The organism is Segatella copri, assembly GCF_003465495.1.
GTDB classification, from domain to species: Bacteria; Bacteroidota; Bacteroidia; order Bacteroidales; family Bacteroidaceae; genus Prevotella; species Prevotella copri_G.
Map to the genome: position 1 here is coordinate 1 of NZ_QSAV01000017.1, position 14,569 is coordinate 14,569.

The 14,569-nt window shown below is 48.3% G+C and carries 10 protein-coding genes; 2 read left to right on the forward strand and 8 right to left on the reverse strand.

Features of this window, described 5'->3' with window-relative positions; genetic code table 11:
* Nucleotides 1–195 precede the first annotated feature (195 nt).
* Nucleotides 196–726 carry a TIGR00730 family Rossman fold protein gene (locus tag DWV53_RS06550; RefSeq protein WP_118152495.1) on the forward strand — a complete coding sequence of 177 codons (531 nt, stop codon included), beginning with the start codon at nt 196–198 and terminating at the stop codon, nt 724–726.
* 219 nt (nt 727–945) lie between these two features.
* Here DWV53_RS06550 and DWV53_RS06555 read toward each other — a convergent pair whose 3' ends face one another.
* The 3 genes from DWV53_RS06555 to DWV53_RS06565 form a co-directional block, all read right to left on the reverse strand.
* Nucleotides 946–2,187, reverse strand: coding sequence for an ATP-binding protein (locus tag DWV53_RS06555; RefSeq protein ID WP_118152497.1), 1,242 nt, complete (start codon nt 2,185–2,187; stop codon nt 946–948).
* Nucleotides 2,188–2,440: 253 nt separating this feature from the next.
* The gene (locus DWV53_RS06560; protein ID WP_117587603.1) at nt 2,441–3,628 is read right to left on the reverse strand and encodes an FprA family A-type flavoprotein; all 1,188 of its coding nucleotides are present in this window, start codon (nt 3,626–3,628) and stop codon (nt 2,441–2,443) included.
* Between the two features lie 13 nt (nt 3,629–3,641).
* Nucleotides 3,642–4,577: a PfkB family carbohydrate kinase gene (locus tag DWV53_RS06565; protein WP_117728455.1), complete on the reverse strand. Its 936-nt coding sequence runs from the start codon at nt 4,575–4,577 to the stop codon at nt 3,642–3,644.
* A gap of 119 nt (nt 4,578–4,696) precedes the next feature.
* Between DWV53_RS06565 and DWV53_RS06570 the strand changes: the two genes are divergently transcribed.
* Nucleotides 4,697–6,025 carry a M16 family metallopeptidase gene (locus DWV53_RS06570; protein ID WP_118152499.1) on the forward strand — a complete coding sequence of 443 codons (1,329 nt, stop codon included), beginning with the start codon at nt 4,697–4,699 and terminating at the stop codon, nt 6,023–6,025.
* Nucleotides 6,026–6,982: 957 nt separating this feature from the next.
* Here the strand turns inward: DWV53_RS06570 and DWV53_RS06575 are convergent.
* The 5 genes from DWV53_RS06575 to lepB (DWV53_RS06595) form a co-directional block, all read right to left on the reverse strand.
* Nucleotides 6,983–9,475 carry a hypothetical protein gene (locus DWV53_RS06575; RefSeq protein WP_147468749.1) on the reverse strand — a complete coding sequence of 831 codons (2,493 nt, stop codon included), beginning with the start codon at nt 9,473–9,475 and terminating at the stop codon, nt 6,983–6,985.
* A 266-nt stretch (nt 9,476–9,741) separates the two neighbouring features.
* Nucleotides 9,742–11,313, reverse strand: coding sequence for a hypothetical protein (locus tag DWV53_RS06580; RefSeq protein WP_118152502.1), 1,572 nt, complete (start codon nt 11,311–11,313; stop codon nt 9,742–9,744).
* A 627-nt stretch (nt 11,314–11,940) separates the two neighbouring features.
* Nucleotides 11,941–12,558 (reverse strand): WbqC family protein, encoded by a 618-nt coding sequence (locus DWV53_RS06585; protein ID WP_118152504.1) that lies wholly within the window; start codon nt 12,556–12,558, stop codon nt 11,941–11,943.
* Nucleotides 12,559–12,662: 104 nt separating this feature from the next.
* Nucleotides 12,663–13,103: a signal peptidase I gene (lepB, locus tag DWV53_RS06590; protein WP_118152506.1), complete on the reverse strand. Its 441-nt coding sequence runs from the start codon at nt 13,101–13,103 to the stop codon at nt 12,663–12,665.
* 17 nt (nt 13,104–13,120) lie between these two features.
* Nucleotides 13,121–14,569, reverse strand: coding sequence for a signal peptidase I (gene lepB / locus DWV53_RS06595; RefSeq protein WP_118152508.1), 1,449 nt, complete (start codon nt 14,567–14,569; stop codon nt 13,121–13,123).

Sequence of the window (14,569 nt, forward strand, 5' to 3'; positions counted from 1 at the left end):
TTACGTTCCAACCTCTCTTATTCTCCTTTGGCTGCTTTAGAACCTTATGTTATTGTTTGCAAAATTAAGAAATTATCCGCAAAAAGAGCCTAATAATCTCGATATTTTTGCGTACCTTTGCCTAAACATCGATAAACAACAGATAAAACATCAATAAATAACGGATAAAACATCATAACATAGAAAGATTAAGATATGAAAATAGCAGTTTTTTGTTCAGCAAATAAGAATATCGACCCCGACTTCTTCACGATGACAGAAGAGATGGGAAAGTGGATGGCAGAGAACGGCCACGACCTGATTTTCGGCGGCTGCAACTCTGGTCTGATGGATTGCATCGGCAAGGCAGTAAAGGCGAATGGCGGCAGAACCATCGGTGTGGTTCCTACGCTTGTAGAGCGAGGAGGAAGAACCTTCCCAGACCTCGACATCGAGATTCCGTGTGATAATCTCAGCGACCGCAAGGACCTGATGCTTGCCCAGAGCGACATCTTCGTTGCCCTTCCTGGCGGCATCGGCACCCTGGATGAAATCTTCACCATCGCCGCCGCCCACACCATCGGCTACCATCACAAGATGGTGATTCTCTACAACATGAAGGGCTTCTGGAACTCCACCATTGCCCTGCTGGATGATATGGCAGATAAGGGCGTAATTCGTGGCAATTGGCGAGATGTAATTGAAGTGGCGAATAACCTGGAAGAGCTGGCAAAAATGTGCATTTAAGGAGAAATATGCTCATATTTTCTCATTTCCTATATTAATTTACGCCTATAACTTACTGAATATCAATAACAAAAACAAGGTTTGCAAATTAAGCATGTTTCAATATGCTTAATTTGCAACCATATAGAACTCTAAAGAAAGAGCGGAAAAACAACTGTTAACTGTTAACTCTGTTAACCCCAGTTGTTCTTCCGCTCTTGAAATTTTCTTCAAGACAATCTAGCTCTTCCCCAAGAGAAAATCGGAGAGGCTCATCATCAGAATGCCTTCTTCATTATAACCCGAACGATATCTATCCCCTACGATAATCAGTTTGCGGAAGCCGTCGTTTACATTCAATAAAGAAGCCTGCTCCTGATCTATCTTCTCCTTATCAGGCAAGGCGAAGGCCGACTGGATATAGAGGCGTTCATCATGACGGTTCACCACGAAATCTATCTCAAGATTCCTACGCTGCAGCTTGCCATTCTCATCTCGCTTGAAACTCTCCACTACGCCGACATCCACGCCATAGCCTTGTTTGCGAAGCTCGTTATAGATAACATTCTCCATAATATGAGTGTATTCTATCTGTCGGAAGTCAAGAACTGCATTTCGGATACCGATGTCCTCGAAGTAATACTTGGTTCCAGCCCCAATGTACTTGCGACCTTTCACATCATAGCGCAATGCCTCGCTGATAACGAAGGAATCCTGCAGGTATTCCAAATACTTACTGATAGTATTAACACTTATATCTACTCCACCAACCGACTTGAACGTATTGGAGATTTTCAAGACATTGATACAAGAACCTACCGTAGATGCAAGAAGACGTACCAACTCTTTCATTCCCTCTGGATTCTTCAAGCGATTACGTTCCAACACATCTTTCAGATAAACGGTCTCATAAATCTCTCGAAGATAGTTCTGCTTGGCTTCAGGGCTTCCCATCTGCACAACGGCAGGCAAACCACCATAAAGATAGTAAGTTTCCAAAGCTTGTTGCATCTCTCCTCCTACAACCTCGTAGTATTCAGAAAAGCTCAATGGATGAATTCGGATTTCCCATCCTCGCCCTCTGAACTCCGTGATTACATCCTTTGACAAGAAACGAGCATTGGAACCTGTAACATACACCTCAGCATTCTCCACATGGAGATAAGAGTTGAGCACATCCTCAAACTCCTTTACCATCTGAACCTCATCAAGAAGAATGTAATACTTCTCCTTGTCAACCATCTGAGCATCTATATACTCCAAGAGCGCATCTGGGTCACGGAGTTTCCTGTTTCTACGGTCTTCAAGATTTACTTGTATGATATGATTCTCTGCAACACCTCTTTCAAGCAAATGCTTACAAAAGATGTTGAAAAGAAGAAAAGATTTACCACATCGGCGGATGCCTGTGATAATCTTTATCATCCCATTGCCTTCGGCAGAGATGAGCTTATCTAGATATTCCTTGCGTTCAAAATACATCATTCATTGAAAATTTTTGTGTCAAGACACATATTTTTGCAGCAAAAGTACACTTTTTACTTGATAACGCCAAAGTTTTTTAGAAAAAAAAGCAAAAGAGGGAGATGTGGGGCACACAAGAAAGAAAAATAGATGCTCGAAAACAAAGAAAGAGCGGAAAAACAACTGTTAACTGTTAACTCTGTTAACCCCAGTTGTTCTTCCGCTCTTGATCATTCTAAAATCTTATCTATTATCTCCAATAAGAAATCTCCTATTCAGCCAGCAGCTTCTCAGCCATTGCCTTACCCAGAGCCTCGCACTGCGCCTTTACCTCTGGAGTAATCGCCTGCTTCATATCCACCGGCTCGCCCACTGGCTCGTAGTGGAGCTTGGTGTCGTTCCACTCCTGAATCTTTGCTACTGCCTTGCTTGCCCAGCAATGAGAACCGTACCAACCGAGGAGGTGGTTCTTGACGTCCTTATTGGCAAGCTCGGAGAGGAGAACCTCCATCTCGTGATAAAGACCGGCATTGTAGGTTGGAGCACCCACGATGAGACCCTTGTAGCGGAAGATGTCGCGCAGGATGTAGCTGTGGTGAGTCTTCGAGATATTATACATCACGATGTTCTTCACGCCTGCCTTGCTTGCTGCACGGGCGATGATTTCTGCCATGCGCTCGGTGTTGCCGTACATGGTGCCGTAGCAGATAACCAAGCCCGGCTCAGTCTCATACTTTGACATCTTATCATACATGCCGATAACCTTCTCAATGTGCTCGTGCCAAACCGGACCATGGGTTGAGCAGATGTAATCCAGCTCCACGCCAGCCAACTTCTTCAAGGCATTCTGAACAGGGATTCCATACTTACCCACAATGTTTGAGTAGTAGCGAACCATCTCCAGCCAGAAAGTCTCGCAGTTGATTTCCGTATCGATGATTCCGCCGTTCAGCGCACCGAAGCAACCGAACGCATCACCTGAGAAGAGCACCTTGTTCTTTGCATCGAGCGTTACCATGGTCTCTGGCCAGTGAACCATAGGGATGAGAACGAAGCTCAGCTCGTGGTTGCCCAGAGAGAGGGTTTCGCCATTCTTCACCTCTACCACGTCATCGGTTACGCCGTAGAAGCCTTCCAGCATTCCCAGGGTCTTCTTGTTGCCCACAATCTTGATGTTAGGGTAATATTTCTTGATGAGGGCGATGGAGCCGCTGTGGTCAGGTTCCATGTGGTTGATGATGAGGTAATCGATTTCGCGGTCGCCAATCACCTCGTGAATGTTCTCGAGGAACTGGGTAAAGAAATCCACCTCTACAGTATCTACCAGCGCTACCTTCTCATCGTCAATGATATAAGAGTTGTAGCTCACTCCGTTAGGCAATGGCCAGAGGCCCTCGAAACGATGCTTGTTGCGGTCGTTTACGCCTACGTAATAAATCTTGTTTGTAATTTCTGTCATATCTTTTATATTTTTATAGTTCCTTCTTCTTTGCTTCTCCAAATTCCTTCGAAACATAATTGTAGATGTCCTTGCAGCATTCGGTGGAGAATTCTTGAGCCGAAACAAGGAGACTGTCCCATTGCGCCTCAGACAATCCACGGTCGATGTCCTCGCGGGTGATTCCATCCTTGATCAGTCCGAACACGAAACCGGCATTGAAATTATCGCCGGCTCCGATGGTGCTCACCGGCTTCATCTTCTCCGAAGGATAACTCTTGGCAAAGCCGTTCTCGGCACGAACCTCTACAGGCTCAGCGCCCTGGGTGCAGATAAACTTCTTGCAGTAGAAACTGATTTCGGCATTATAAACCTTGTCAGCCTCAGGTTTCTTGTAGAGGATTCCGAAGTCCTCGTGGCTTCCGCGCACGAAATCAGCCATCTCCAGGTTCTCTATCAGATTAGGCGTAATCTTCATGATTTCGTTCTGATGAGAAGCACGGAAGTTGATGTCGTAATAAAGAATGGCGCCGTGCTCCTTCGCATACTCCAGGAAGCCGGCAACCTGAGGACGGACCACAGGATTCAGAGCGAAGAACGAACCGAAGAGCACGATGTCGCCAGGATTGATTTCCGGTGTGGCAAACTCCAGCTGGTCGTGAGGATGATCCTTGTAGAAGATGTAGTCGGCATTATTGTTCTCGTCGAGGAAAGCCAGCGAGAGCGGCGACTTCGATTCCGGGAAGATGCTCACATTGTCAGCATTCACCCCATTATCTCTCAAAAACTGAATCACATACTCTCCTATGCGGTCGTTGCCCGCCTCGCTGATAAACGAAGCATTTACGCCCGCACGCCCCAACGAGATGACTGCATTGAATGATGAGCCACCCGGTACTGCCTCTATCGGCTTGCCGCCCTTGAAGATGATGTCAAGCACGGTTTCTCCTATTCCTATTACTTTGCGCATTGTTTTTGTTGTCTATATTTTATTTTTGGTGGCAAAGATAAGTCTTTTTGGCGATAATGCAAAATAAATGACTTTTTTTTGGGATAAATTACATTTTCAGTGTAACTTTGCACCTTGAAATGAAATACAATACTTATACACTCGATAATGGCCTCCGCATCATCCACCTGCCTTCAGACAGCAAGGTGGTGTATTGCGGTTACCAGATTAACGCCGGCACCCGAAACGAGGAGCCGGGCGAAGAAGGACTTGCCCACTTCTGCGAGCACGTTACTTTCAAGGGCACAGAGCGCCGCAAGGCGTGGCACATTCTCAACTGTCTGGAGAGCGTGGGAGGCGACCTGAATGCCTACACCAACAAGGAGGGCACGGTTTATTACTCCGCCATCCTCAAGGAGCACATCGCAAGAGCCGTAGATCTGCTCACCGACATCGTTTTCCATTCGGTTTATCCGCAAGCGGAAATCGACAAGGAGGTAGAGGTAATCTGCGATGAGATTGAGAGTTACAACGATTCTCCTGCCGAACTGATTTATGATGAATTCGAAAATATCATCTTCAAGGGTTCGCCGCTGGGCCACAATATTCTGGGCACAGCTGAGCAGGTTCGCTCGTTCAAGACAGAAGATGCGCTGCGCTTTACAAGAAAACTTTACCGGCCGGATAATGCGATATTCTTCGCTTACGGAGACATTGACTTCAAGAAGCTGGTAAGACTTCTTCAGAGGGCGCTCGCAGATGATGAATCTGTGGTCAACCTTGCTGAGGAAAAGCTCCCACAGATTTCACAGATTACACAGATCTCATGGAATGAGAATTCTATTGCTGAAGAGAAATCTGTGTCATCTGTGAAATCTGTGGGACCTAAAAATTATCCATCTGTGGGAGATGGAATTGCCGGGCAGACGATTGTGATGCAGAAGAATACGCATCAGGCTCATGTGATGATTGGAACCCGCGCCTACGATGTGAACGACAGCCGCAGAATGGCGCTCTATCTGCTCAACAATATGCTGGGCGGACCGGGAATGAACGCCAAGCTGAATCTCGCCCTGCGCGAGCACAACGGACTGGTTTACACCGTAGAGAGTACGATGGTGGCTTATGGCGATACGGGCATTTGGAGCATTTATTTCGGCTGCGATGAGCACGACGTGAAGCGCTGCCTCCGCCTGGTTCGCAAGGAACTGGATAAGTTCATGCAGAAACCGCTGAGCGAGGCGCAGCTCAAGGCCGCCAAGAAGCAGATTAAAGGACAGGTAGGCGTGGCTTGCGACAACCGCGAGAACTTCGCCCTCGACTTCGGCAAGAGCTTCCTTCACTATGGCTGGGAGAAGAATGTAGACCGACTCTACGAGCAGGTGGATGAGATTACTGCCGAACAGATACAGGCCGTGGCTCAGGAGTTGTTTGATAAAGACAGGCTCACCACGCTGATTTTCAGATAATGTTGATTTTCAGACAAATAGCTCAAATAATAAGAAAATAAAGAAGGCAACAACTTGGGTCGTCATGCGACTTCCCTCGTTGTTGCCTTCGTAATTTAATGAATTAAAAACTGCTTTTTTCTTAAAAACAACTAACAATTAACCTAAAAACTTAAACCTAAAAACCTAAAATGAAAATCTATAAAACCTAAAACGAATTCTTAACAATCTATATATGAAATCCCCAATCAGAATTTATCACGAAAACTCTCAGGGGACAGTATGAATTTCAAATGAAAAGGAGTTTTTACTCTCCTCTCTGATTTCGGAAGCCCTTTTGGCTCCCTACTGTTTTTTACTCAGCTGTGCATTGCTGCCAGCCATTTTTAATCTCGGCTCTTTTGGAGCCCTTCGCATGGCTAATCTCCGATTAAGCCAACTTGTTGCTAATAGCACCAACTTCAGCTACACATGCAACAACTACTGCGAAAATCATTCCTAATACTAACATAATCTTTTCCTTTCTTAAATTTGTTATCTTAAATATACAATCTTGTAGTTTTACCTAACAAAATCTTAACTCTCTTTATTTCTTACCTCCCGGAGGAGGATTTCTATGCTCTCTTAGCTTCGTAGCTTATTTACCGCAGTTCATTCCGAGGTTCATACCTGCGCAAGCAACTACTGCGAATGCTACTACTGCTACTGTCATTATCCCGAACATTACCATAATCTTTTATCCTTTTTTCTTTTTCTGGTGCAAAGGTACAACTTTTTGTGTGCGCACACAAACATTTTAGGAGAAAAGTTTCAAAAAGCCCTTTTTTCTTGATTAAGGTCAAGGACATTTACATTCTCGCTACAAAATTAGGCACGGATTACACGGATGTTCTACAAGATTATAAATACGCTTCTGATTGACATAAGAGACTTAAAATCCGTGTAATCCGTGCCTAATCTATACTCCCCAAGTCACCGCTACGCAGCCACTCCTGGCGTTCCGTAGTGCCCGTACTTGGCGATGAAACGGGCGGTCTTGGTGAAGGTGCCGTCCTCGTTCTTCATGATGAAGCCACGCTTCTTCCAGTTGCACAGCAGGATGGCAAGCTTCGTCTTGGTGCCATGAACCAGACAGATGTTCTGAATCTCAGTCTTGTCAAAGGTGTCATGAACGTAGAGAAGAAGATTGCTCACACCGGGAGTATGACACACAGAGCGGCTGTCTGCATCTATTGCCTCCTGCATCTGATTGCCGAAGAAACGCATCTTGCACCACAGATCATACTTCACGCTCCATACGATGAAGTCCTCTATCGCCTTCTCCCACTTCTCGCCATTCGCAAGATAAAGCACCATCGCGCGGCGGAAACCATTCGCAAGACCACGCTTGGCAAACTCGGCGTAAGGCTTGTTGTAAGCCAGCTGAGCCATCTCCATAATCTCATTCTCCAGGCGCTCGATAAGCTGGCGAGCCTTACGGCACTCCTTGAAACCGCTGGCTGCGTTCAGCTGCTGGATGTAAGGAGAAAGCTGCGACTTGAACTGCGCATCATAACTGCCCACCTCCGGACGCGGAGCGAAATCGGGACGGATGATGGTGGCGAGCGACAGGCGGCTCACGGCTCCATCAGCCACCTCACGAACCGAGAAGAACTTCTGCGTAACGGCAATGGTGCTCGAAGCATTCCAGTTGAAACGGGTCTTTACGCGGGCTGTAACGCTCTTGGTTCCTACTCGCTCCTGGCCGTCCTCTGAATTGTCCCAGCAGAGGCGAATCAGCTGGCTAGGGTCGTTAAACTTCCTGAGCATGTCTACCTCGTCCATCTTGCAGTAGAGATAAGCATCGCCAGCCTTCTGCACATCGTCGAGACGCTGGATGTAGGCAGCGCGGGTAAGGTCGGGCGAAACGATGCGGATGCAGATGTCTTCCGGGCGCACAGGCTTCTTCTTGTTGTCGCCCATGGTGTTCACCTCGTCTTTCCAGTCCTGCTCCTTCTGGCGGTTCACCTTATCCATCTGAACCAGGTCTTCGATGATGCAGTCGATGGGTCCGTTGACGAGCGATTTGCCTGACGACATGGCTGCAATGAGCAGATTCATCATCGCCGCCTCATGCACCTGATTATCCGTGTAGCGGAAGGTTACGCCCTTAAGATGAGCGGCAAGCGCAGGGAAGACCGCCATTGCCACAGCCGCCTTGAAATCGGCAGGCACCTTGCTGGTGAGCAGCTTGATGAGCTTAGGCAGCTTGGCTGGCAACTGAGGAGGAACATCGGCATAGATTCCCGCCTTCTCGGTGGCCTGCTTGGCAAGATGATTCTTGCGGGCAGTCTCTACAGCCTGCTTTACCAAATCCGGAATCGCGGTAGATTGCGCCACCTTGCAGGCATTCTCTACGGTGGCGAACGCCTTCGCCTCGTCTTCGCCAAAGGTTTCTATTACCTGCTTGATCCAAGCCGCCTCACTATTACAGATGTATCTCAGCAGACAGGCTTCACGATAGATGAAGTTGTTGCGGTTGCCGTGGACAGGAGCGCCGCCCATCAGCTCTACCAGCGCCTTCACAATCTCCTCGTAAGGAACGCCGTCGTAAGTCTGCTCATACTGCACGGCATTGGCAGCCCGTCTCGCCTTCTCCTCCTCGCTCTCGATGGGTTCGAAGTCTACGGTTGGAGCAGAAGATGCATCCAGCGGACGTCCGTCAATATCCAGTCCTCTCTTTCTGTAAGCCTCACGGTATTCAGCCACGGCTTCCTTATCCAGACGCTTGTACCAGTCGTCGGCAGTATAAATCTGGCTTGCCGCATCGGTGATGAAGATGATGCGCTCCGGGGTTACGCAGCTAGGGTCTTCGGTGGCGTGGATGAGTTTGCAGAAGGCGCTCTGAGCCTCAGCGATGGTCATTCCTACCGGGATGCGGATGTCGATGTGGGCCTTGTTGCGGGCTGAGCGCTCGATGTGGAGCACCTTTCCCTTCCAGAGTTCAATGTCTTCGGCTGAGAAGATTTTCTCTCTGAAGAGCTTCTCTGTAGGCTCATCAAACATTCCGTTCAGCAGAAGAGCTTTCTTCACCGCTGGCTCAACCTCCTCAGGGTTATCAATGTCTACGGTTGTCTGGAAGGTGAAAGCCTCCGGGTCGATGAATTTCTGGGCGCGATGGTCATCGAGGAAGTGGAAGTAGTGAGGTGAGCGGAAAGGCAGCTGCTTCTTGAGGTCAGTAATCTTGCGGTCGAGCTGCTGGTAAGTCTCTCCCGCCTTCATCTCCTCCTGCATCATCTGGTTCTGCTGGGCGGTGAGGTCACGGATCTGACCAACGAGCTGTGCGAGCCAAGGCTGCTTGGTAAGCTCGGTGTAGTAATCGAGGAGATGGGATGAAATCTGTCCCATGTTCGCTCTGCGGTTAGGGTTCATTGCGATGATGCGGCTGCTGAGCTGCTTGCATTCATCAAAGGTTAATGATTTTTGTGTCATAAATCTATATTTTTTTAGTTGTAAAAGACAGGCTCTTTGCAGAAACCTGCCGCCTCCATTCTGAAAAGCGGTGCAAAGATAAGGAAAAAGAAAGTAACTCCATTATTATACCTCTGCCGGTAAAAGCTGTATAAAAATATCGGGCAAAAGGGATAAAAGTTTTTAGATTCAGCTATAAAGAGAGGTATAAAACAAGGGAGAAGAAAAGAAACAGGCCACAAGAAAAAAGCGTTGGCAACAGATTACAAATCCGCTGCCAACGCCCATTATTCTTTTAGCCAATCATCTAACATAATACCCTTCTTAAAAGCTTCTTCTCCCAGGATTTTCATAAAAATATCAACAATCTCACAATAACGGTTGAATTTTGCCTCTTGTGTATTAATCAATTCTTCCTGCTCCAGATCTTTCCATTTCAAAGCTTCATGGTTGGAAAAGGGAGCGATTCCTGCTTGCCTCAAATCATCCCTACCGCAGAGACGAGCTTTCGGACCGGATATTTTTTTGCCTTCAAATAGCTCTTCCAAGAATGTACAGAACGATTGAGGAGATTTGGGTGGGAGTAATTCCCAATCGCCCATCAGGCGGAAAATAGGATACCAATAGGCCTGTTTTGAAAGAAACACGCCATAATATCCCCTCTTCTGATAAACAGCAATCTTCAAGACTGCCTTTTTCACCAGTGCCATGAGTTCCTTCTTATGCTCTCCAATCGCAGGTTTCTTCCCCACAGTCTTCATCGCTATCAGTGACTCCTCATCGCCGTGCTTGCCCCATTGCTTCACATCGTTCACCCTGCCGTTCATAATCATCAGCACGATGCCCGAGAGCAGCTGGAGCATCTTCTTTCTAGGCACACGCTTATAGAACACCTGACGGAGGAAATCTACAGGGTCGGCCTTGAATGTTGGGTAGAGATTCTGGGGGAAGGCGTGCAGCTGCTGTTCTATGGCGTCCAGCTGGTCTTTATAATTGTAGGTGCCCGTCTGCTTCTTCTTGATGGCATTCGGGGCTTCTACGAAGAAAGAATAGGCCGCACGCTCGCGGTAAGCCGAACTGGTGATGAATCCCATCTCGGTAAGCAGAACGGCCCGGAGGCGCTGCAGTTCATCATCATCTATCTGCTCCAGCTTATGAAGGATGCGGTTTCTGGCCTGCGTCATTTCTCGGGAATAATCGCTGCGCTGGATTTCGAGGAAACTGCTGAGCCGCTCTCTTGCCTCAGAAAGGCAATCGGCAAGCTCCTCGCGCAGCATCGCCTCAGTTTCTGCATCAAGAGAATGGTTCTCTGCCTCAGAAGAGGTTTTATCGGATGCAGAAGAACCTTTATCCGAAGCGCCTTCAGAGAGCGTATTCCTGAGGCGGATGATGCTGTTGATGACGCCTTCGAGCATCATGGTGCAGTCGCTGAAGCGGGTGAGCTGTTCGATGGGCAGCACAGGACCGGAGTATTGCCAGTCATCATAAATCTTATCATCATATATTTCGCGGCGCGCCTGCTCCATCTCCTCATCAGAAACATCAGAGAGCGCCCTCACCATGAGCTGCAATCCAGCCTTATCGCCCTCGTTCTTGCTGTTGCAGCCTATGCAGCGGGTGCGCAGGTTCCGCTCCTTACGGGCGATGATGAGGGCGCGTACGTCCTCGCCTTCCAGGGCTGAAACATAGCCTATGAGCTGCTGTTTGTCATAAGCTTTCACCGCCAGCATGTCGAAGGTGTTGGCGTCATCGGGCACGAGGCAGATGGTTCTTCCCTCTGCTTCTTTAGCATACTCTACCTCATGGCCTTTCACGTCATTATGGGTGAGTCCTACGATATGGAATGTGAGATTCTTCATTTTATGTTGTTATTATTGTTTTTACGTTTGTTTGCAGTCAGGTTACAAAAGTAAGGTTTTTCGATGAAACCACCAAGCATTCTTGTTTAAATTTCCTAAAAGAGGGGACAGAGAAGCCGAGGGGGTTAACAGGGTTAACAGTTAACAGCCGTTTTTTGCATGGTCCCCCTCGCGTACCTTATTATATAATAATATATATATACTTATTTTTATATAAGTGTGTGGATGGAAGTATGCATTTTTGGGGTGTTAACTGTTAACCTGTTAACCTTTTCCTCTCAGAGCGCCCCCTCTTCCTCAGAAATGTGCTCTCCCGATGCTTGTTAAAGATGGCTGGTTGAGCCTTGGCAGAAAAAAGCTCAAACGCCCTGCTACAGCCCGTTTTACGGGCTTATATGATGACTAGAGAGAGGCATAAATGATGGCAGAAAGAGGGCATAAATGATGCCTCACGAGGGGATGGATCATGCGTCGCGAGAGAAGAAATGTTGCGTCGCGACGGAACGGGGAATGCATCGCGATGCAGAAAAAAGGGCTTTTTAGAGCGGAAAACTATGAGTTGCGGGGCAGAAAACTATGAGTAAGTTTTGTTAACGGGAGGGAAAACAACAAGGCGATACTCTTCTCTTATAGGAAGAATATCGCCTCGTTGCCTTCATTAAAAAGGAGGTCAAGGATGCTCATATTGGGCTGAAAACCGTATTTCTGCTCGTAAACCTGGTAATAGCGCTTCGACTCGAATTCGGGGTCAGGAAGAGGTTTCTTGGGGCGAATCGCATCGCGGAAATCCTTGATTTCATGCTCTGCTCCCATTTCTTCACGCTGAATGTACTCTTCGGTAACCGAAATCCTGGGACGGATGTCGAGGAGTTCTATCATCTTCTCTGTAGTCTCCATGTTGAAATCGAAGAGGAACTCGTATTTCTTCTCGTAGAAAGGGCGGATGTCGTCCTGATAATACTCGAAGAAAGGGCTCTCGCCATAGGCGGAAAGGAGCGCATTCCAGTGGACGTGGCGCCAGTTGGCGTGGTCGGAGATGCGGATGTCCTTCATCGACAGAGAGATGTCGTGATTGGTGGGGATGGTGAGCGAGAGGGGGCCGTTGGTGGTAGGGATGATCATACGGTTACGATAGGTTTGCTTGATAAAGCTCTCGTGACGCTCTATCAGGCATTCATCGTAGCGGTTCAGCTTCTGGTACCACTGGATGGGGCCGAAATATGTGGAAGAAAGAAGGGCTTTCAAATTCTGCTTTGTTATGAAGGGTTAATGATAAAGAGGGGGACGAGCGATGGAATCGCTCGGAACGGGGGCAGACGGGGGGACAAGCTTCCGAAGGCGCGAGGAAGCTAGAACAGCTTATGGGCTTTGCCTATCATCTGGTGCTTATGAACGAGCTGCTGGCCGGTTGGCGTCTTCAAGAGATAGAAGCGGCAATCCTTGCAGCCGCAGCGCTTGCAGCAGATGGTTGGAATGACGAACTGCATGGTGTCGATGCGCAGCGTATCGCCCGGAAGCTTCTCTATCCTGCCTATGAAATGAGACTCGAAGACGCGCTTGCGACGCTGGTTCTTGGGCTGGTAAACCACCGTATCGGTGAAAACAACCACATCGCCACGCCCGAAATTTTCGTAGTCAATCCTGTTCACTATCACCCGGTTGCCTGCCTTCAGCTGGGGCGGAAGCCCGCCCTGAGGCACCGAGAAGATAGTAAAGACATAGGTGCGCACTGCCCAAGCCAGGAGCAGCGACAACACCAATGTTATCAGGAATTTGACGGCAGTCTTCAATTCTTATTTCTTTTTTCTTACTTAATATTGTCTACAAAAGTGAAGAGGCGGTTCCAACGGATGCCTGAGAAGCCCGGATGATCTGGGCTGTGGCTCCACCAGATGAAGATAGGCTTGCCCACGATGTGGTCCTCAGGCACGAAACCCCAGTAGCGGCTGTCGGCTGAGTTGTGGCGGTTGTCGCCCATCATCCAGTAGTAGTCGAGCTTGAAGGTGTAGCTCTTCGCCTGCTTGCCGTTGATGAAGATGCGGCCAGCGTTGTCTACCTTCAGGTCGTTGCGCTCGTAAACCTTGATGCAGCGCTCGTATACAGGCAGATTCTTCAGCGTAAGAGCGATGCTCTCGCCCTTCTTCGGAATCCAAACCGGACCGTAATTGTCTCTTGTCCAGCCGGTATAGGCGTTGAGCGGATAGAGGTCGCCATAGGTTGCATCCGTATTGATAGAGATGCTCTCTACGAGGTTTCTGTTCGCCTTCAGCGCCAGATAAGCCTTCTTGGTGAGTGGAATCACGCCGCTCTGATTATACATCAGCAGGTCTTCGTTGGTGATTCCCAGCTCATCGGCAAGGTCGATAGGGAACTCGCCCTTGAGCTTCATCTTATAAGTATACTGCACGTTATCAGGCTCCTTATTCGCCTTTCCGTTCAGATAAACGATGCGGTTCTTGATCTGCAGGGTCTGTCCAGGCAAGCCCACGCAGCGCTTTACATAGTTCTCGCGACGGTCGGTAGGACGGCTGATGATGTCGCCATATTCGCCCGGCATACTACTGATGTAGTTGCGGCCTGTAGCATAAACCTGCTCAAAATAGTGGCGCTGCTGCAATGGGTTCATCGCGCGCACATCCTTTTCCTGTCCGTTCTGCTGCATCAGCTGGTCGCCGATGCTGTAAACCATCTGGTAGTAATCATTTGCCTGATAGCGCTCCTCATTGACGAGCGTATCGCCTGCAGGATAGTTGAACACAACGATGTCGTTGAGCTTCACGTTGCCCAAACCCTTTACGCGGCGGTAATCCCAGTGAGGCCACTCCACGTAGCTCTTCACGTTGACCAGCGGCATGGTGTGCTGGGTGAGCGGCATGGTGAGCGGAGTTTCAGGAATGCGAGGACCGTAGCTTACCTTGCTCACGAAGAGATAATCGCCCGTAAGGAGACTCTTTTCGAGAGAGGAAGACGGAATGACGTAGTTCTGGAAGAAGAAGAGGTTGATGAAATAAACCGCTACGAGCGCGAACACGAGCGCATCTACCCAGCTCATGATGAAACGGATAGGACCTTCCTCATCCTTCCACCACTGCCAGTGAATCTTCTTGGTGATGTAAACATCGAAGATGAACGGAACCACAATGAGTCCCAGCCAGCTTTCTACCCAAACCAGAAAGAGGAGATAGAGGGCGAGAACCACTGCGAACTTCGCCCACTGTACCTTCATATTAAGTTTTTGTTTCTGCTTGTCTATCAT

Bases quoted from the DNA above. Each gene is read 5' to 3' on its own strand.
- DWV53_RS06550 (WP_118152495.1), top strand. From the start codon at position 196: ATGAAAATAGCAGTTTTTTGTTCAGCAAATAAGAATATCGACCCCGAC.
- DWV53_RS06555 (WP_118152497.1), bottom strand. From the start codon at position 2,187: ATGTATTTTGAACGCAAGGAATATCTAGATAAGCTCATCTCTGCCGAA.
- DWV53_RS06560 (WP_117587603.1), bottom strand. From the start codon at position 3,628: ATGACAGAAATTACAAACAAGATTTATTACGTAGGCGTAAACGACCGC.
- DWV53_RS06565 (WP_117728455.1), bottom strand. From the start codon at position 4,577: ATGCGCAAAGTAATAGGAATAGGAGAAACCGTGCTTGACATCATCTTC.
- DWV53_RS06570 (WP_118152499.1), top strand. From the start codon at position 4,697: ATGAAATACAATACTTATACACTCGATAATGGCCTCCGCATCATCCAC.
- DWV53_RS06575 (WP_147468749.1), bottom strand. From the start codon at position 9,475: ATGACACAAAAATCATTAACCTTTGATGAATGCAAGCAGCTCAGCAGC.
- DWV53_RS06580 (WP_118152502.1), bottom strand. From the start codon at position 11,313: ATGAAGAATCTCACATTCCATATCGTAGGACTCACCCATAATGACGTG.
- lepB (WP_118152508.1), bottom strand. From the start codon at position 14,569: ATGATAGACAAGCAGAAACAAAAACTTAATATGAAGGTACAGTGGGCG.